The sequence below is a fragment of the Sphingomonas sp. HMP9 genome (genome assembly GCF_013374115.1).
Taxonomy (GTDB): domain Bacteria; phylum Pseudomonadota; class Alphaproteobacteria; order Sphingomonadales; family Sphingomonadaceae; genus Sphingomonas.
Map to the genome: position 1 here is coordinate 3,599,410 of NZ_AP022673.1, position 18,091 is coordinate 3,617,500.

General features: G+C 64.7%; 17 protein-coding genes (1 of these 17 cut by a window edge). 14 read left to right on the forward strand and 3 right to left on the reverse strand.

Annotated elements, in window-relative coordinates:
• Positions 1-562: 562 nt before the first annotated feature.
• Together HMP09_RS16250 and HMP09_RS16255 are read right to left on the reverse strand one after the other, a co-directional pair.
• Positions 563-2,341, reverse strand: a complete 1,779-nt coding sequence (locus tag HMP09_RS16250; RefSeq protein WP_176501215.1) for a cation:proton antiporter domain-containing protein — start codon at positions 2,339-2,341, stop codon at positions 563-565.
• 209 nt (positions 2,342-2,550) lie between these two features.
• A complete protein-coding gene (locus tag HMP09_RS16255) occupies positions 2,551-3,771 on the reverse strand; it encodes an NADP-dependent isocitrate dehydrogenase (RefSeq protein WP_176501216.1) in 1,221 nt (406 codons plus the stop codon).
• Positions 3,772-3,969: 198 nt separating this feature from the next.
• Between HMP09_RS16255 and HMP09_RS16260 the strand changes: the two genes are divergently transcribed.
• Positions 3,970-4,698 carry a phosphatidylserine decarboxylase gene (locus tag HMP09_RS16260; RefSeq protein WP_176501217.1) on the forward strand — a complete coding sequence of 243 codons (729 nt, stop codon included), beginning with the start codon at positions 3,970-3,972 and terminating at the stop codon, positions 4,696-4,698.
• A gap of 83 nt (positions 4,699-4,781) precedes the next feature.
• Positions 4,782-5,600 (forward strand): CDP-diacylglycerol--serine O-phosphatidyltransferase, encoded by an 819-nt coding sequence (gene pssA / locus HMP09_RS16265; RefSeq protein ID WP_332103276.1) that lies wholly within the window; start codon positions 4,782-4,784, stop codon positions 5,598-5,600.
• Here the strand turns inward: pssA and HMP09_RS16270 are convergent.
• Positions 5,539-5,880 (reverse strand): hypothetical protein, encoded by a 342-nt coding sequence (locus tag HMP09_RS16270; RefSeq protein ID WP_232090414.1) that lies wholly within the window; start codon positions 5,878-5,880, stop codon positions 5,539-5,541. The two genes, pssA and HMP09_RS16270, sit on opposite strands and share 62 nt — an antisense overlap.
• A gap of 217 nt (positions 5,881-6,097) precedes the next feature.
• Here HMP09_RS16270 and rpsB point away from each other — a divergent pair, with 217 nt between their 5' ends.
• The 12 genes from rpsB to rpmE form a co-directional block, all read left to right on the forward strand.
• Positions 6,098-6,952 (forward strand): 30S ribosomal protein S2, encoded by an 855-nt coding sequence (gene rpsB, locus HMP09_RS16275; RefSeq protein WP_176501218.1) that lies wholly within the window; start codon positions 6,098-6,100, stop codon positions 6,950-6,952.
• A 90-nt stretch (positions 6,953-7,042) separates the two neighbouring features.
• Positions 7,043-7,975 carry a translation elongation factor Ts gene (tsf, locus tag HMP09_RS16280; RefSeq protein ID WP_176501219.1) on the forward strand — a complete coding sequence of 311 codons (933 nt, stop codon included), beginning with the start codon at positions 7,043-7,045 and terminating at the stop codon, positions 7,973-7,975.
• A 577-nt stretch (positions 7,976-8,552) separates the two neighbouring features.
• Complete coding sequence (pyrH, locus tag HMP09_RS16285) at positions 8,553-9,281, forward strand: UMP kinase (RefSeq protein ID WP_176501220.1); 729 nt, start codon at positions 8,553-8,555, stop codon at positions 9,279-9,281.
• A 1-nt stretch (position 9,282) separates the two neighbouring features.
• Positions 9,283-9,840, forward strand: a complete 558-nt coding sequence (gene frr, locus HMP09_RS16290; protein ID WP_176501221.1) for a ribosome recycling factor — start codon at positions 9,283-9,285, stop codon at positions 9,838-9,840.
• 77 nt (positions 9,841-9,917) lie between these two features.
• Positions 9,918-10,586 (forward strand): isoprenyl transferase, encoded by a 669-nt coding sequence (locus HMP09_RS16295; protein ID WP_232090895.1) that lies wholly within the window; start codon positions 9,918-9,920, stop codon positions 10,584-10,586.
• 133 nt (positions 10,587-10,719) lie between these two features.
• Complete coding sequence (locus tag HMP09_RS16300; RefSeq protein ID WP_176501840.1) at positions 10,720-11,475, forward strand: phosphatidate cytidylyltransferase; 756 nt, start codon at positions 10,720-10,722, stop codon at positions 11,473-11,475.
• Positions 11,472-12,629: a 1-deoxy-D-xylulose-5-phosphate reductoisomerase gene (locus HMP09_RS16305; RefSeq protein WP_176501222.1), complete on the forward strand. Its 1,158-nt coding sequence runs from the start codon at positions 11,472-11,474 to the stop codon at positions 12,627-12,629. Before HMP09_RS16300 ends, HMP09_RS16305 begins: the two co-directional genes overlap by 4 nt.
• On the forward strand, positions 12,626-13,759 hold the full coding sequence (gene rseP / locus HMP09_RS16310; RefSeq protein ID WP_176501223.1) for an RIP metalloprotease RseP: 1,134 nt from the start codon (positions 12,626-12,628) through the stop codon (positions 13,757-13,759). Before HMP09_RS16305 ends, rseP begins: the two co-directional genes overlap by 4 nt.
• Positions 13,760-13,812: 53 nt before the next feature.
• Positions 13,813-16,605, forward strand: coding sequence for an outer membrane protein assembly factor BamA (gene bamA, locus HMP09_RS16315; RefSeq protein ID WP_232090896.1), 2,793 nt, complete (start codon positions 13,813-13,815; stop codon positions 16,603-16,605).
• Positions 16,605-17,267 (forward strand): OmpH family outer membrane protein, encoded by a 663-nt coding sequence (locus tag HMP09_RS16320; RefSeq protein WP_176501225.1) that lies wholly within the window; start codon positions 16,605-16,607, stop codon positions 17,265-17,267. Before bamA ends, HMP09_RS16320 begins: the two co-directional genes overlap by 1 nt.
• Before the next feature lie 72 nt (positions 17,268-17,339).
• On the forward strand, positions 17,340-17,762 hold the full coding sequence (fabZ, locus tag HMP09_RS16325; RefSeq protein WP_232090897.1) for a 3-hydroxyacyl-ACP dehydratase FabZ: 423 nt from the start codon (positions 17,340-17,342) through the stop codon (positions 17,760-17,762).
• 103 nt (positions 17,763-17,865) lie between these two features.
• On the forward strand, positions 17,866-18,091 hold the 5' portion of the coding sequence (rpmE, locus tag HMP09_RS16330; protein WP_055880673.1) for a 50S ribosomal protein L31. It continues 5 nt past the right edge of the window; 226 of the gene's 231 nt are visible here — the first part of the coding sequence; its start codon is at positions 17,866-17,868; its stop codon lies beyond the right edge, outside the window.

Genomic DNA, 18,091 nt, shown 5'->3' on the forward strand with positions numbered 1-18,091 from the left:
TGTTTTCCCGCGAAGGCGTGGACCCAGACTAGACTCCCGCCTTCGCGGGAGGACAAGAGGCGGGCGTAGTCGATACGTTGCCGATCGTCTCGCGGGAGACGTGGAAGAAACACCACCCCGGCGAAGGCCGGGGCCCAGTTGGGAAACAGAGGCAATAGGGGGTGGGGCGCTCCGTTAAGACCACCTTTCCAACTGGGCCCCGGCCTCCGCCGGGGTGGTGCCGCGACAGCAACCACTCAAAGCCTGTTCCCCGCGAAGGCGGGGGCCCAGACTGGACTCCCGCCTTCGCGGGAGAACAAGAAGCGGGCGTGGTCGATATTTTATCAATCACCTCGCAGGAGACGTGGGAGAACCACCACCCCGGCGAAGGCCGGGGCCCAGTTGGGAAACAGAGGCAATAGGGACGGGGCGCTCCGTTACGACCACTTTTCCAACTGGGCCCTGGCTTCCACCGGGGTGGTGCCGCTTTAAGAAACACCCAAAGCCTGTTCCGCCGCGAAGGCGGGACCCAGACTGGACTCCCACCTTCGCGGGAGAACACGCGGCGCGCGGGAAGGAGGGGTTACGCCGCCCGAGGCGTCCGCTTCGCCTTCCGCCTTCGCGGCTCGACGATCATGTCCGCCGCCTTCTTGATCTCCTGCCGCAGTTCGTCGCGCTTCTCGTGGATCGACGCGATCACCGGCCCCATCGCCACGCCGAGATCGACCAGCACCGCCTCGGCCAACTGCAGCGAACTTTCCAACGTCTCCGGCACAGCGTCAGTCACACCCGCCCGGTATAGTTCGGCAGCATGCGCCGTATCCCGTGCACGCGCCACGATCGGCAGGTCCGGCGCCAACGCGCGAACCCGCCGCGCCAACCGTACCGTCAGGACCGGGTCGTCCATCGTCAGGATCAGCGCCTTGGCGGTGTGCAGCTTCAACCGATCGACCAGTTCTGCGCGCGCGACGTCGCCGAACAGCACCGGGTGCCCTTGTCGCCGCGCGGCTTCGACCGAATCGATATCCGCCTCGACCGCAACGTACTTTTGCCCGTGGACCGCGAGCATGTCCGCCACCATCTGCCCGACCCGGCCAAAGCCGATTACGACGGTGCCCGGACCCTCGTCGTCGATCTCGACATCGCCAGCATCGGCTACCGACCGGCTCTCCAACTGCCTCGACACGGTCCGCCCGAGCTTCGCCAGCAGCGGCGTGATCGTCAGGCCGATCGCGGTGACGGTCTGCCAGAACGACGCGGTCGACGGCAGGATCAGCTGCGCCTGCGCGGCGGTGGCGAGGACGATCAGCGTCGTCTCGGACGGGCTGCCCATCAGCAACCCCGTCTCCGCCGCGACCCCGCGTCGCGAATTGGCGACACGCAGGAACAGGAACGTCACGATCGCCTTGACCGCGACAACGCCCGTCACCGCGAGCAGCAGCGACGGCCAGTTCAGTGCGATCAGCCGCAGGTCGAGGCTCATGCCGACCGTGATCAGGAACACACCAAGCGCGAGCCCCTTGAACGGCGCGGTGATCACCTCGACCTCGCTGTGATATTCGGTCTCGGCGATCAGCAGCCCGGCGAGCAGCGCGCCGACGATCGGCGACAGGCCCGCGGCGGTGGTCGCGACGCTCGCCACGATGACGACCAGCAGCGAGGCAGCAAGGAACAGCTCGGGGCTCTTGGTCCGCGCTGCCTGGCCGAACAGCCGTGGCAGGATCAACCGGCCGCCGACATACATCGCGACGACGGTCAGGCTCCCGCGCAAAGCCACCCCGGCAATGTCCGCCCAGCCATCGGCGCTCGCGGTCGGCGCGAGCGCGCCGAGCACGAAGATGATCGGGACGAGCGCCAGATCCTCGAACAACAGCATCGCGAACGCGCCGCGGCCGACCGCACCGGTGGTGCCGACGAGCGGCAGGACCAGCGCGGTGGATGACAGGGCAAGCGCGAACCCCAGCCCGATCGCGCCAGCCCATCCCTGGCCGATGAAGTGAAGCGCGACGCCGATGATCAGCGCGGAGCCGATCAGTTCGGCCGCGCCCGTGCCGAACACCAGCCGCTTCATCGACCACAGGCGCTTGAACGAGAGTTCGAGCCCGATTGAGAACAGCAGGAGGATGATCCCGAACTCGGCGAACGGCTCGATCGATTCGGGGTTCGATATGGTGAGGTAATAAAGCCACGGCGCGGAGCCGGTCAGTGCGCCGAGTCCGGCGGGGCCGACCAGCAATCCGACCAGAATGAACCCGATGACCGGGCTGACCTTGAACCGGGCAAAGGCGGGGATCACCAGACCCGCCGCGCCGAGAATGACGAGCGTGTCGCTGAAACCCTGGTTGTCGAGCCGTAATGCCATGCCCACGACCTTAGGGGACGCTCGGCGGACTTGTCACCCGTGGTGTTACTTGGTGTTTAGGCCCCTCCGTCATCCTGACGAAAGTCAGGATCCAGAGACACGAGGGACGGAACTCGGTTACTCTGGATCCTGACTTTCGTCAGGATGACGGGAAGGGTGTCCCGGGGAAAAACCCCGCTCCCGTCATCGGGGAGCGGGGGGTAGTCCGGTCAGGCCCAGTTGCCCATTTCGGTCTCGAGGTTCGCGCGAACCTGCTCGAAGAACTGCTCGGTCGTCATCCAGGGCTGCTCCGGCCCGATCAGGATCGCGAGATCCTTGGTCATGTGGCCGTTCTCGACGGTCTGGATGCAGACGCGCTCAAGCGTCTCGGCGAACTTCGTGACGTCGGGCGTGTCGTCGAACTTGCCGCGATACTTCAGGCCACCGGTCCACGCGAAGATCGACGCGATCGGGTTGGTCGAGGTCGCCTTGCCCTGCTCGTGCATGCGGAAGTGACGCGTGACGGTGCCGTGCGCGGCTTCGGCCTCGACGGTCTTGCCGTCCGGGGTCAGCAGGATCGAGGTCATGAGACCCAGCGACCCGAACCCCTGTGCGACCTGGTCCGACTGGACGTCGCCGTCATAGTTCTTGCAGGCCCAGACGAACTCGCCGTTCCACTTAAGCGCAGAGGCGACCATGTCGTCGATCAGGCGATGCTCGTAGACGATGCCCGCTTCCTTGAACTTGTCCTTGAACTCGGCCTCGAACACCTCGGCGAACAGATCCTTGAAGCGGCCGTCATAGGCCTTGAGGATCGTGTTCTTGGTCGACAAATACACCGGCCACTTCAGGTTGAGGCCGTAATGCATCGAGGCGCGGGCGAAGTCGCGGATCGAATCGTCGAGATTGTACATCGCCATCGCGACGCCCGCCGACGGGAACTGGAACACTTCGCGGTCGATGACCGTGCCGTCGTCGCCCTCGAAGACGAGGCGCAGCTTGCCGGGGCCGGGGACCAGATAGTCGGTCGCGCGATACTGATCGCCGAACGCGTGACGGCCGACGACGATCGGGTGAGTCCAGCCCGGGATCAGGCGGGGGACGTTCTTGATCACGATCGGCTCGCGGAAGATCGTACCGCCGAGGATGTTGCGGATCGTGCCGTTCGGCGACTTCCACATCTTCTTCAGGCCGAATTCGGTGACGCGCTGCTCGTCGGGCGTGATCGTCGCGCACTTGACCGCGACGCCGTGCTTCTGCGTGGCGAGTGCGCTGGCGATCGTGACCTGGTCGTCGGTCGCGTCGCGATGCTCGACGCCGAGATCGTAATAATCGAGCTGGATGTCGAGATACGGCTTGATCAGGCGCTCACGGATCCATTCCCAGATGATCCGCGTCATCTCGTCGCCATCGATCTCCACGATCGGATTCTTTACCTTGATCTTCGCCATGTGCGTGTCCTTCGGGGGAGGGGTTTGAGGAGCGTCTAGGGGAGCATGCCGCCACGATCAACCACCGGGCAACCACCGGGCAACCACCGGGCAACCACCGGGCGGCGGCCCGGAGAGCATTGCGCAACCACATGGTCCTGGAAGGAAAAGCCGCTTCATCGTTGTATCGCTCGTCGTGCACGGATAGACCCGCGGGTTATGGCATCGCTCGACAAGCCGCCCGTCACGACCTCCACGGTCAAATGGCGATTTCCCGCAGTCCATCCGGAGGGCCACAAATACGTCGCGATCGCGGCGGGCATCACGCTGCTGCTGACGATCGTCAGCCACGTGCTGTTCTGGCCGATGGTCGGCGTGGTGATCTGGGTCGCGACGTTCTTCCGCGATCCGATCCGCACGACGCCGCAGGGCGAGGGGCTGATCGTCGCACCGGCCGACGGGCTGATCACGATGATCCAGCGCGTGGCCATTCCGCGCGAACTCGCCGGCGAGAACGGCTTGGGCGACGCACCGCTGGTCCGCGTGTCGATCTTCATGTCGGTGTTCGACGTGCATATCAATCGCACGCCGATCGCGGGCACGATCCGTCAGGTCGTCTATATCTCGGGCAAGTTCCTCAACGCCGACCTCGACAAGGCTAGCGACGAGAATGAGCGCCAGCATTTCGTGGTCGAGGACCGCAACGGCATGCGGATCGGTTTTACGCAGATCGCCGGGCTCGTCGCGCGTCGTATTCTCGGTTTCGTGAAGGCAGGCGACATGGTCGCGGTCGGCCAGCGCATCGGCCTGATCCGGTTCGGCAGCCGCGTCGACGTGTATCTGCCCGATCACGCGGTGCCGCAGGTCTGCCTGGGCCAGCGTAGCATCGCCGGCGAGACCGTGCTCGGTCGCGTCGGTGGCGTCCCCGTTGGCGGCATCGCCCAGTGACCGATCACGACGAGAGCAATCGCGCCGAAAGCACTCGCGATGGGGCCGACCGCGACCGGATCGACGACGGTTCGACCGCCTCGATCGAAGCGCGTGGCCGGGGACGGTTCGGCCGTACGCGTCGTGCACCACGTGGCCTTCCGCTGCGCGCCGTCGCGCCGAACGCCGTCACGGCTCTGGCGCTGTGTTCCGGCCTCAGCGGCGTACGGTTCGCAATCGGTGGACAATGGGAAAGCGCGGTTGCGATGATCATGGTCGCGGGCGTGCTCGACGGGCTCGACGGCCGGATCGCGCGCATGCTGCACGGTGAAAGCCGGTTCGGCGCGGAACTCGATTCACTGTCGGACGCGATCTCGTTCGGGGTTGCGCCGGCCCTGATCGTTTATCTCTGGTCGCTGACCGCGCTTCCTCGCGTCGGATGGATCTGCTCGCTGATCTTCGCGGTGTTTTGCGCGCTGCGCCTCGCGCGCTTCAACGCCAAGATTGACGAGAGCCATCAGCCGCACAAGTCGGCCGGCTTCCTCACCGGGGTCCCGGCACCTGCGGGCGCAGGGCTTGCGCTGATGCCGATGTTCTTCTGGTTCTGGACCGACGAACCGACTTTCGCATCGCCCTATCTGGTGGCGCCATGGGTTGCGTTCGTCGCACTCCTGATGGTGTCGAGCATCGCAACCTATTCGTGGAGTTCGGTCAAACTTCGCAGCAACATCCGGTTCGAGGCAATCGCACTTGTTGTGCTGCTGGGCGCCGCGATCGTGAGCGCGCCTTGGCATACGCTCAGCATCATCTGCGTGCTGTACCTGATCTCGATGCCGTTCAGCATCGCAAGCTACGCCAAGATCAGGCGGCAGCGTTCCAGCGGCGCGCGGGCACCGGTGCCGATGTCGATGCCCAACGCCTGACCGCAATCCGTCGCTCCGCCACGGCCAGTGTGCGGAGCGGTTGGAAGGCGGGCTCGACATTACCCATCGCGAGGCTGACGATGCGGTTCCACTGCGGCGCGATCGCCGAGACGATCATCATGCCCGCGACCGCGAATGAACCAGCAAATACCATGAAGCTCAGAACCAACATCACGTCCGCCTTCCTATGAGTTGCGAACAAATTCTTAATGTCCGCAAACACTTGGTCAGAAACATCGTTCCACTCGTCGCATTTCAAATCCCGTTCTACCGGGGTCATTCTGCGCCGAGTCGAACATCTGTTCCTCTCTGAACCCTTTATGTTCTCATTGCGTTCCACGAGTCAAGCGGGCGTTGTGTGATTGCTTTTCGCGTAGAGCCACGGTAAGGGGCGCGCCTCTAACCCCGCATGGGAGGCATCATAGCCCGGTGCGTCACGGTCATTCGGCCAGGACGTCATCCGCTTCCCAGAGGCACAACCGGAAGGATATATCCCTATGGCGGCACCAGTCGTCTCCATGCAGCAGCTCATTGAAACGGGCGCGCATTTCGGCCACCAGACTCACCGGTGGAACCCCAAGATGAAGCCTTACATCTTCGGTGATCGTAACGGCGTCCACATCCTCGATCTCTCGCAGACCGTGCCGCTGTTCGCACGCGCGCTCGAGTTCGTTTCGTCGGCCGTTGCCGGCGGCGGCAAGGTCTTGTTCGTGGGCACCAAGCGCCAGGCGCAGGAGCCCGTCGCAGACGCAGCACGTCGTTCGGGTCAGCACTTCGTCAACCATCGCTGGCTGGGCGGCATGCTCACCAACTGGAAGACCATCTCGGGTTCGATCAAGCGTCTCAAGACGCTCGAGGAAATGCTGTCGGGTGACACCGTCGGCCTGACCAAGAAGGAAGTCCTTCAGCTCACCCGCGAGAAGGACAAGCTCGAGCTTTCGCTCGGCGGCATCCGTGACATGGGCGGCATCCCCGACGTGATGTTCGTGATCGACGCGAACAAGGAAGAGCTGGCGATCAAGGAAGCGAACACGCTGGGTATTCCCGTCGTCGCGATCCTCGATTCGAACGTCTCGCCGGACGGCATAGCCTTCCCGGTTCCGGCGAACGACGACGCAGCCCGCGCCATCCGCCTGTACTGCGAGGCGATCGCGATCGCCGCGACGCGCGGCGGCCAGGAGCAGCAGCGCCGCACCGGTGCAGACGTCGGCGCGATGATCGAGCCGCCGAAGGAAGAGGCACTGAGCGCAGAGCCGACCGTCGAAGCCACGGCTGACACGGCACAGGCGACCGCGAACGCCGATACCGCTGCCGAGTTCGCAGCTGAGGGTGAGCGCCAGATCGACGCGTAAGCGTCGTCGTCGAACCGTCATGCGGGCGGGGTAGGGCATTCGCTCTGCCTCGCCCGCAACTACATTCAGACCTAAACAAGGATGAGAGACATGGCCGATATCACGGCAGCAATGGTCAAGGATCTGCGCGAAAAGAGCGGCGCAGGCATGATGGATTGCAAGAAGGCGCTCACCGAGAACGCCGGCGACATGGATCAGGCGATGGATTGGCTGCGGACCAAGGGTCTCGCCGCCGCTGCCAAGAAGTCCAGCCGTACCGCGGCCGAGGGCCTGGTCGGCGTCGCTGTGTCGGGCACCAAGGGTGCAGCGGTCGAAGTGAACTCGGAAACCGATTTCGTCGCCAAGAACGACCAGTTCCAGTCGTTCGTCCGTGACGTCACGCAGATCGCGCTCGCCACCGGCGGCGACATCGAGTCGCTGAAGTCGCAGGCGATGCCCTCGGGCAAGACCGTCGAGGAAGTCCTGACGAACAACGTCGCGACGATCGGCGAGAACCAGTCGCTGCGCCGCTCGCGCACGCTGGAAGTCAGCAAGGGTGCGGTCGTGCCGTACATCCACAACGCGGCCGCCCCCGGCCTCGGCAAGATCGGCGTGCTCGTCGCGCTCGAATCGGAGGCGTCTGACGAGGTTCTCCAGGCGCTCGGCAAGCAGCTCGCGATGCACATCGCCGCCGCATTCCCGAAGGCACTGAACGAAGCGGACCTGGACGAGGGCGAGATCGAGCGCGAGCGCGCGATCGCGACCGAAAAGGCTGCTGAGTCGGGCAAGCCTGCCGACATCATCGCCAAGATGGTCGAAGGCGGCATCGCCAAGTACCGCAAGGAGCATGCTCTGGTCAGCCAGCTGTTCGTCATGGATGGCAAGACCAAGATCTCCGACGTCGTTGCCAAGGCCGGCAAGGATGCGGGCGCCGAGATCAAGCTGGTGGACTATGTCCGCTTCCAGCTCGGCGAAGGCATCGAGAAGGAGCAGTCTGACTTCGCCGCCGAAGTCGCTGCCGCTTCGGGCGTTCCGCAGGCCTAAGCGTACTTTTCCCTCGCCCCCCAGGGGAGAGGGAAGGGGCCCGCGGCCACTTGGCCGTGGGAAGGGTGAGGGGAGTGGCGAGGTCTCGAGCCTCACGCCCCCTCATCCGGCCCTGCCGGGCTACCTTCTCCCCGAGGGGGAGAAGCGTTAGGTTTGCCCCGACATGCCGGGCTCGTTCCGGCATTCACGGTTTCAGACACTATCGATCCGTAATCTCGTGGGGCGGTGCCATCAGGTTATATCGGCCGCAAGGTCCTTCGCCGCAGCACCTCCCCGGCGAAGGCCGGGGTCCAGGTGGGACACGAAGGTGACGACGGGCCGTCTTCAATTACATCGACCTTGCCAACTGGACCCCGGCCTCCGCCGGGGAGGCGTCGTTGCAGACGTCACTGATCCCAGATTGGCCAGCTATGACGCCTTCGCCGCTCTTAGAGGAACGGCGAGGAACTAGACTCATCGGCAGCCCATTTTCCGTCCCATCTCCGTCCAGATTCTATGCAGGCCCCTCGCGGCGCTTCCCATCGTGGCCCTCGCCGCCTAAGGTCCGCGCCGCCCCGCCAATCACAATTCGAGATTTATGACGCCTCCGCGCTACAACCGTATCCTGCTGAAACTGTCGGGCGAAGTCCTGATGGGACCGTCTGGCCTTTCGATCGATCCGACCGTCACCGCGCGCGTCGCGCAGGAGATCGCGGACATCAAGGCCAAGGGCTACGAGATCTGCATCGTCGTCGGCGGTGGCAACATTTTCCGCGGCATGGCGGGCGCGGCGCGCGGCATGGACCGGGCGACCGGCGATTACATGGGCATGCTGGCAACCGTGATGAACGCGCTCGCGGTGCAGAACGCGCTGGAGCAGATCGGCGTCGACACGCGCGTCCAGTCGGCGATCCCGATGGCGAGCGTGTGCGAACCGTTCATCCGCCGTCGCGCCGAGCGCCATCTCGAAAAGGGTCGCGTCGTGATCTTCGCGGCGGGCGTCGGCAGCCCCTATTTCACCACTGATTCGGGCGCCGCGCTGCGTGCTGCCGAGATGAAGTGCGATGCGCTGTTCAAGGGCACTTCGGTCGACGGCGTCTATGATGCCGACCCGAAGACGCACCCGGACGCGGTGCGCTACGAGACGGTGTCGTACAGCCGCGTGCTGTCCGACGACCTCAAGGTCATGGACGCGAGCGCGATCGCGCTGTGCCGCGACAACAATATCCCGATCGTCGTCTTCAACATCCGTGAACCCGGCAATCTCGCCGCGGTTCTCGCGGGTGATGGCGTGTCGACGGTCGTTCAGAACGAGCAGGAGAGTTAAGATGGCAGCGTATGACAAGAGCGACCTGGAACGCCGCATGGCGGGTGCCGTCGAAGCGCTGAAGAGCGATCTCGCTGGCCTGCGTACGGGCCGTGCGTCGACCGCGCTGCTCGATCCGGTGATGGTGACGGTGTACGGCTCGTCGATGCCGCTCAACCAGGTCGCGACCGTCTCGGCACCCGAGCCGCGGATGCTGTCGGTGCAGGTCTGGGACAAGGGCAATGTCGGCCCGACCGACAAGGCGATCCGCTCGGCGGGCCTCGGCCTCAACCCGATCGTCGACGGCCAGACGCTGCGCCTGCCGATCCCCGACCTGACCGAGGAGCGCCGCAAGGAACTCGCCAAGCTCGCCGGGCAGTATGCCGAAAAGGCGCGCATCGCGGTCCGCAACGTGCGCCGCGACGGCATGGATTCGCTGAAGGTCGACGAGAAGAAGGGCGTGTTCGGCGAGGACGAGCGCAAGCGCCACGAAACCGAAGTCCAGAAGCTGACTGACAGCATCATCGCCGAGCTCGATGCGACCGCGACCGCCAAGGAAAAGGAAATCCTGGGCAAGTGAGGCCGTTGGCCTCTTCGACTGCGCCGTTGGCTGCCGTCCCCTCGGGCGGGGCGGTGCCGCGTCATGTCGCGATCATCATGGACGGCAATGGCCGCTGGGCGAAGAAGCGGTTCCTGCCGCGCTTCGCCGGGCACAAGGCCGGCGTCGAGGCGGTGCGCAAGGTGACGCGCGCCGCGCGGGCCATGGGGATCGAGGCGCTGACGCTGTACGCGTTCTCGTCGGAGAATTGGCGGCGCCCGGTCGAGGAGGTCAGCGACCTGATGGGGTTGCTCCGGCATTTTATCCGGAGCGACCTCGACGAACTCGCGCGCGAGAATGTCCGGCTGCGCGTGATCGGCGACTATCACAGCTTTTCGGCGGATCTCGTCGCGATGGTCGACGATGCGATCGCGCGCACCGCGACCAACACCGGGCCGATCCTGGCGATCGCACTGAATTACGGCGCGCATGCCGAGCTGGTGACCGCCGCGCGGCGCCTGGCCGAGCGCGCGCGCGACGGTTTGCTCGATCCTGCCGACATCGATGCGGCGCGGATTGAGGCCGAACTCGACACGCATGACCTCCCGCCGCTCGATCTGATGATCCGGACGTCGGGCGAGCAGCGGTTGTCGAATTTCCTGTTGTGGCAGGCGGCGTATGCCGAGCTGCTGTTCGTCGACACGCTCTGGCCCGATTTCGACGCGACGGCGCTCGCCGATGCGGTCGCGGCGTTTGGTCAGCGTCAACGCCGCTACGGTGGTCTGTGACTTTCCTACTCCGTCGCGAGCGCGGGGGGCCGGGGAGCAATATTTGGGTTGGAGTGGCCTTTTGACGACACTGCCAGACCCCGCGAACGCGCCCGATCAGGCGTTGCGAACGCCGTCCAATCTGCAGCTTCGGATGATCGCCAGCGTTGCGATGATCGTCGTCGCCAGCCTCGCGCTGACGCTTGGCGGGATCGCGTTCTGGCTGCTAGGCGTCGTCGCGGCGCTATTCATGATGGCCGAATGGTCGATGCTGCACGGCGCAGACGCCAAGACCAAGCGCATGACGCAGTTCGCGTTGTCGGTGCCGCTCGCGCTGATGGCCCCAGCGTCGTTGATCCTCGTGATCCATGATTTCTTCACGCTCGGTCTCCTCGCGGGGGCGGCGTTCTTCGTGGTCATAACGACGCGTCGGCCGCAATTGGCGCTTGGCATCCTCTATTGCGGCCTGCCGGTACTTGCGCTGATGATCATCCGGCGGCAGGACGAGGGTATCCTCTTCACATTGTGGGCATTGTCGCTGGTGTGGGCGTGCGACATCGGCGCGTTCTTCACCGGGCGGACGCTGCGCGGGCCCAAGCTGGCGCCCGTCATCAGCCCGAACAAGACATGGTCGGGGCTGATCGGTGGTGTCGTGTTGGCAAGCGCGGTCGCGGCCGTGCTGCACACGCAATACGGTCTGCCGATGCGGATGACGCTGGCGACCCCAGTGCTCGCCGTGCTCGCGCAGATGGGCGATCTTTACGAGAGTTGGTTGAAGCGAGTGGCAGGCGTGAAGGACAGCGGCAACATCCTTCCGGGGCATGGCGGCGTGATGGATCGGCTCGACGGCCTGGTCCCGGTCGCACCCGTCGCAGCGTTCCTCGTCCTGTTGCCCCATTTTTACGCATGAAGAGCGTCACGATCCTGGGGGCGACCGGTTCGGTCGGCACCTCGACACTCGACCTGGTTGAGCGCGAGCCCGATCGCTTCCGCGTCGTCGCGCTGACCGCGAATTGCGATGTGGCGAAGCTCGCCGCAGCGGCTATCCGCACCAGGGCCCAGTTCGCCGTCGTTGCCGACGAAAAGTGTCTTCCTGAACTCCGCGACGCGCTCGCCGGCACGGGGATCCGGGCGGGTGGCGGTGCCGAGGCGATCGCCGAGGCGGCATCCTCGGGTGCGGACTGGACGATGGGCGCTATCGTCGGCTGCGCGGGGCTGAAGCCGGTGATGGCGGCGATCGAGCAGGGCGGCACCGTCGTGATCGCGAACAAGGAGCCGCTGGTCTCCGCCGGCGACGTCATCCTCGCTGCGGCCAAGCGGACCGGCGCGACTCTGTTGCCTGCCGATTCCGAGCACAACGCGATCTTCCAGTGCTTCGACGCGACCCGGCCCGAACGCGTGCGGCGGATCATCCTGACGTGCAGCGGCGGGCCGTTCCGCGACTGGACGACCGAACAGATGCGCGACGTGACGCTCGAACAGGCGGTCAAGCATCCCAACTGGTCGATGGGCGCGAAGATCTCGGTCGATTCGGCGACCTGCATGAACAAGGGCCTCGAACTGATCGAGGCCGCACGCCTGTTCCCAATCCCGCACGACCGGATCGAGATCGTCATCCACCCGCAGTCGGTGGTTCACAGCCTCGTCGATCATGTCGACGGGTCGGTGCTTGCACAATTGGGGCCCCCCGACATGCGGACGCCGATCGCGCATACGCTTGCGTGGCCGGACCGGATGGCGACCCCCATGGAGCCGCTCGACTTGGTCGCGATCGGTCGACTAGACTTCGAGGCACCGGATCCGGTTCGCTTCCCCGCGCTGCGATTGGCCCGCGAGGCGATCGACGCAAGCGGTGCGCGGCCGGCGATACTCAATGCGGCCAACGAGGTGGCGGTCGAGGCATTCCTTCAGCGGCGCATCGGCTTCCTCGAAATTGCCGCAATCGTCGAACATACGTTATCATGTTATGACTCGGCCGCGCCGGACAGCGTCGATGCCGTGCTGGCGATCGACGCCGAAGCGCGGGTCCTGGCGGGCGAGCGTGTGAAGGATTACGCGGTTTGATCGAAACACCCGGTGTCCTGCTGACCATATTGTCGTTCGCTGCGGTGATCGGCCCCCTCGTGTTCGTGCACGAGATGGGACATTACCTCGCCGGGCGCCTTTTCGGGATAAAGGCGGACGCCTTCGCGATCGGCTTCGGCCATGAGATTGCGGGCTTTACCGACAAGCGCGGCACGCGGTGGAAGTTCGGGTGGCTGCCGCTCGGCGGGTACGTGAAGTTCGCGGGCGACATGAACCCGGCCAGCCAGCCCTCTGCCGAGTGGCTGTCGCTACCCGCCGAGGAGCGTGGGCGCACCTTCCAGTCGAAGCCGGTGTGGCAGCGCGCGATCGTCGTGGCGGCGGGCCCTGTCGTCAACTTCGTCGTCGCGATCCTGATCCTCGCCGGTTTTGCGTTCGCCTATGGCGACATCCGCATGCCCGCCATCGTGGGTGGCACCGTTCCCGGCAGCGCCGCGGCCGCAGCCGGCCTTCAGGTCGGCGACCGGATCACCGGCATCGCTGGTCGGTCGGTCGAGACGTTCGACGACATGGCGCGCTATGCCCGCATTCATGCCGGCGAGCGGACCCGGATCGACGCGGTGCGCGGCGATCGCTCGTTGTCGCGCGACATCGTCATCGGCACAGAACGTCAGCGCGATCGCTTCGGCAACGAATATCGAATCGGCCGCCTCGGCATCGCCGGCAGCAAGCCCGTCATCGTCCCCGTCAGCCTGATCGAGGCGCCGGTCGTCGCCGTGAAGCGCACTGGCGAGATCGTGTCGATGATGGTCGAGACGCTGGGCCAGGTCATCACCGGACGGCGTTCGGTGAAGGAGCTCGGCGGACCGCTCAGCATCGCCAAGGTATCGGGTGAGCAGATGTCGCTCGGCCTTGACGCCTATGTGTTCCTGATCGCGCTGGTTTCGATCAATCTGGGGTTCATCAACCTGCTGCCAGTGCCGATGCTCGATGGAGGCCATCTGTTCTTCTATGCGATCGAAGCGGTGCGCAGGCGCCCGGTCGAACCGCAGGTTCAGGAATGGGCGTATCGCGGCGGTCTCGCGGCGATTCTCGCGTTAATGCTGTTGGTGACCTTCAACGATCTCGGAAATTTCGGGCTCTGGAAGAATTTGGCCGGCTTGATCGGCTGACGACGATAGGGCAGGGCAGGCGCGCCTTGTATGTGCACGTTTTTAAGGTGGGTTTGGTGACAGCGATCAACGGTTACGATTTTGCGCGTAAGGGCGCCCTGCTGCTTGCAGGAACGATCCTGTCGGGCGTTCCCGCCTTCGCGCAGACGGCGCCTGCCGCCCCGCCCTCTACTGGGCCTGCTACTGCGCCCGCCGGAACGGCGACGCGGAGCGGTACGGCGCAAGCCGCTCCGCCTGTAGTAACGCCCGTCGCCGCACCGGTATCCGTGCGGACGATAAAGACTTTGCGCGTCGAGGGATCGCAGCGCATCGAGGGCGAGACGGTGCTCAGCTACACCAAGCTGCGTGTCGGCATCCCGTACACCGCGGAGACGCTGGATCAGGCGCTGAAGGATCTTCAGGCGAGCGACCTGTTCGCGGATTACTCGATCGCGGGTGTCGAGGACGGCAACATCGTGCTGCGCGTGCGCGAGAACCCGATCATCAACCGTGTGATCATTGAGGGCAACAAGGCGCTCAAGACCGACAAGATCACGAAAGAGATCAAGCTCGCGCCGCGCCAGATCTTCACGCGCACAGCGGTCCGCCAGGATATCGCGCGGATCATCGAGCTGTATCGTCGCCAGGGCCGCTTCGCCGCGGTGATCGATCCGAAGATGGTCAATCTCGACCAGAACCGCGTCGATGTCGTGTTCGAGGTCAGCGAGGGCCCGAAGTCGAAGGTCCGCCAGATCAACATCCTCGGCAACGAGGTGTTCTCCGACGACCAGATCCGCGGCCAGATGGCGACCAAGCAGATGCGCCTGTTCCGCTTGCTGTCGTCGGCGACCAGCTACGACCAGGATCGCTTGTCCTACGATCAGCAGAAGCTGCGCCAGTTCTACCTGACTCAGGGCTATGCCGATTTCCGCGTGACCTCGGCGGTCGCCGAGCTGACGCCGGACAAGAAGGACTTCATCATCACGTACGTGGTGGAGGAGGGCAAGCGCTACAAGTTCGGCGACGTGACGGTCGACAGCCAGATCCGCGACTTTGACAACACCAAGCTGGCCGCCAGCCTGCCGCTCAAGAAGGGCGATTGGTACAACGCCAAGCTGGTCGAGGATTCGGTCGACAATCTTAGCCAGACCGCGGGCCTGTTCGGCTATGCGTTCACCGAGGTGAACCCGGAGTTCCAGAAGGACGCCGACACGCTGACGATGGGGATTAATTTCAACATCGCCGAAGCCAAGCGCACCTATGTCGAGCGCGTCGAGATCAACGGCAATACGCAGACGCAGGACAAGGTCATCCGCCGCGAGATCCGTCTGGCCGAGGGCGATGCGTTCAACAGCTTCCAGGTGAAGCGCTCGCAGGATCGCATCAACTCGCTTGGGTATTTCCAGGACAAGATGGAGATCAAGCAGCTGCCGGGCTCCGCGCCCGACCGCGTGATCCTCGAGACCAACCTCGAAGAGAAGTCGACCGGTGAGCTGCAGCTGTCGGCGGGCTATTCGAGCCTCGAGCGCTTCATCATCCAGGCGAACATCACGCAGCGCAACTTCCGCGGCAAGGGCCAGGAACTGCGTGCCGGCGTGAACTATTCGAGCTATTCGAAGTCGATCGAGCTGGGCTTTACCGAGCCGTATCTGTTCGACAAGAACATCGCGGTCGGCGGCGACGTCTTCCGCCGCGACTACAATTCATTCAACTATATCGGCAACGATCGCCAGACGACCTATTCGCAGGTTTCGACCGGGTTCCAGCTTCGCGCTGGCGTGCCGCTGACCGAGTTCTGGTCGCTGTCGGCTCGCTATGGCCTTTCGTACGATGAGGTCGGGCTGAACGAGGCGACCTATTTCACCAATGGCAAGTGCGACATCCAGCTTGCCGGGCGGTATCTGTGCGAAGCGATCGGCAACCGCTGGACGTCGTCGGTCGGCTATTCGCTCATCCACGACACGCTGAACAGCCGTCTGCGCCCGACGGCGGGTTCGCGGTTCTCGTTCAGCCAGGATTTCGCCGGGCTCGGCGGCGACGTGAAATACATCCGCACCCGTGCGGAAGGTGCCAAATACTATAACATCGGTAGCGGCTTCATCCTGTCGGCGATCGGCGAGGGCGGCTATATCAAGTCGCTCGAGGGCAGCCGTGGGGCGGGCATCGACCGTGTTCGCATCACCGATCGCTTCTATCTCGGCGAACCGCAGTTCCGCGGCTTCGACATCCGTGGTGTCGGTCCGCGCGTATTGCGAACCCCGTATATGACGGACGCGTCGGGCAAGCAGGTGCTGGTCACCGATCGCAACCAGGTCATCGACGATGCTCTGGGTGGCAACGCCTATTACCTCGGTCGCATCGAGCTTGAGATTCCGCTCGGCTCCGGTGCGCGTGAACTCGGCTTGCGCCCCTCGATCTATGTCCAGGCGGGTTCGCTATTCAACATCACGCGTCCTGCACTGACGGTCGAGAACGACGCGTACCCGACGACCACCGATGCGGCGGGCAACGTGACGCGCCTGCCGTTGCAGACGGCGATCACGAACACGGCGGGGCAGCCACTCTATGTCGTGCCGTCGACCGACACCGTGAACGCCGGTCAGGGGACCACGTGCGTCACGGGCTATTCGGCGACCGCAGGCGGGACCTGCGTGGGCACGTCGGTCAACACGGCGCAAACCCGCAGCTACGGTCCGTATTTCGAACAGTTCCTCGGCAACTCCGCCAAGCCACGTCTGTCGATCGGCATCGGCGTGAACTGGAACTCGCCGTTCGGCCCGCTCCGTATCGATCTTGCCAAGGCCTTGCTCTCGCAGCCCGGCGACGACCCCAAACTCATTACTTTCAATGTAGGGACACAGTTCTGATGACGACGTTCAAGACGCTTCTCCTCGCCGCAGCGCTCGTTGCGCCTGCCGCCATGACCGCGACCGCTGCCGATGCGCAGGTTTCGGGCATCGCTGTCGCCGACGCGCAGGGTGCGATCGCCAATTCGAAGGCCTGGAACGCTGCCCGCGCCCAGATCGAGACGACCTACAAGGCGCAGCTTGACCAAGCCGAGACGCGCCGCCAGGCCGTCGCCCGCGAGCTTCAGCCGCTGGTGACCGCGTTCCAGACCGCACAGCGTGCGCCCGGCGCGACCGAAGCGACGCTGCGTCCGCAGGCTCAGGCGATCCAGACGCGTGAGAACGCGGCGAACCAGGAACTCGCTCGCCTGACGCAGCCCGCACAGCGCGCGCAGCAATATGCCATCGAGCAGATCCAGGCCAAGCTCAGCGACGCCGTGACGGCGGCCGTTCGCGCCAAGAACGTCAGCCTGTTGCTGCGTCCCGAGGCCGCCCTGTTCGCGCAGCCGACTGCCGACATCACCGCGGCAATCACGACCGAGCTCGATCGCCTCGTGCCGACCGTCAGCACCGCCGTGCCGGCAAACTGGCAGCCGAACCAGCAGGGTGGCCAGCAGCAGGGTGCCGCGCCGGCGCCTGCCGGTCGCGCACCGGCAGCAACGCGCACGCCGCAGGGTCGTTAAGGTCGGTTTGTGACCGAATCGGTGACTGAAACGGCCAAGACCAGTCTCGGCCCGCTCGATATCGGGCGGGTCATGGCCGCGCTGCCGCATCGCTATCCGTTGCTACTGGTCGATCGTGTCGAGGACCTCGTCCTCGACACATCGATCACAGCGATCAAGGCGGTGTCGATGAACGAGCAGTTCTTCCAGGGGCATTTCCCTGGACGGCCGATCATGCCGGGCGTGCTGATCGTCGAGGCGATGGCGCAGGCGGCGGGGATTCTCGCGGTCGAGTCGCTGGGGCTCGCGGGGTCGGGCAAGCTCGTCTATTTCATGGCGATCGACGGCGCAAAGTTCAGGAAGCCCGTCGAGCCGGGTGTCCTGCTCAAGCTCGAAGTGACCTTTGTTCAGAAGCGCAGTTCGGTCTGTAAGTTCGCCGGCCGCGCGCTGGTGGACGGGCAACTCGTGGCCGAGGCGAACTTCACAGCGATGATTGCCGATCCTCCGAAAGCCTGACAGTCGGGCTCAGCCTCGCGATCTTGTAAATTCGGGCGCGTCCGTGTACGGGCGCGCCTTCCTTTTCAGGCTGGTCGGAACCAGCCACATACGGAGAAGTCCCATGAAGGCCGATACGCACCCCGATTATCACATGATCACCGTCCAGATGACCGATGGCAGCAAGTACCAGACTCGCACCACCTGGGGTAAGGAAGGCGATGTGATGACGCTCGAAATCGATCCGCTCGCACATCCGGCATGGACCGGCGGTCGCGGCACGATGCTCGACACCGGCGGCCAGGTCGCACGCTTCAACAAGCGTTTCGGTGGCGGTCTCACGCTCCGCA

Excerpts from the sequence above, each read along its gene's own strand:
- HMP09_RS16260 (WP_176501217.1), top strand. The coding sequence starts at position 3,970 with ATGGCATCGCTCGACAAGCCGCCCGTCACGACCTCCACGGTCAAATGG.
- HMP09_RS16295 (WP_232090895.1), top strand. The coding sequence starts at position 9,918 with ATGGACGGCAATGGCCGCTGGGCGAAGAAGCGGTTCCTGCCGCGCTTC.
- frr (WP_176501221.1), top strand. The coding sequence starts at position 9,283 with ATGGCAGCGTATGACAAGAGCGACCTGGAACGCCGCATGGCGGGTGCC.
- HMP09_RS16255 (WP_176501216.1), bottom strand. The coding sequence starts at position 3,771 with ATGGCGAAGATCAAGGTAAAGAATCCGATCGTGGAGATCGATGGCGAC.
- HMP09_RS16305 (WP_176501222.1), top strand. The coding sequence starts at position 11,472 with ATGAAGAGCGTCACGATCCTGGGGGCGACCGGTTCGGTCGGCACCTCG.
- pyrH (WP_176501220.1), top strand. The coding sequence starts at position 8,553 with ATGACGCCTCCGCGCTACAACCGTATCCTGCTGAAACTGTCGGGCGAA.
- HMP09_RS16300 (WP_176501840.1), top strand. The coding sequence starts at position 10,720 with ATGATCGCCAGCGTTGCGATGATCGTCGTCGCCAGCCTCGCGCTGACG.
- fabZ (WP_232090897.1), top strand. The coding sequence starts at position 17,340 with ATGGCCGCGCTGCCGCATCGCTATCCGTTGCTACTGGTCGATCGTGTC.
- HMP09_RS16250 (WP_176501215.1), bottom strand. The coding sequence starts at position 2,341 with ATGGCATTACGGCTCGACAACCAGGGTTTCAGCGACACGCTCGTCATT.
- rpsB (WP_176501218.1), top strand. The coding sequence starts at position 6,098 with ATGGCGGCACCAGTCGTCTCCATGCAGCAGCTCATTGAAACGGGCGCG.
- HMP09_RS16320 (WP_176501225.1), top strand. The coding sequence starts at position 16,605 with ATGACGACGTTCAAGACGCTTCTCCTCGCCGCAGCGCTCGTTGCGCCT.
- tsf (WP_176501219.1), top strand. The coding sequence starts at position 7,043 with ATGGCCGATATCACGGCAGCAATGGTCAAGGATCTGCGCGAAAAGAGC.
- HMP09_RS16270 (WP_232090414.1), bottom strand. The coding sequence starts at position 5,880 with ATGACCCCGGTAGAACGGGATTTGAAATGCGACGAGTGGAACGATGTT.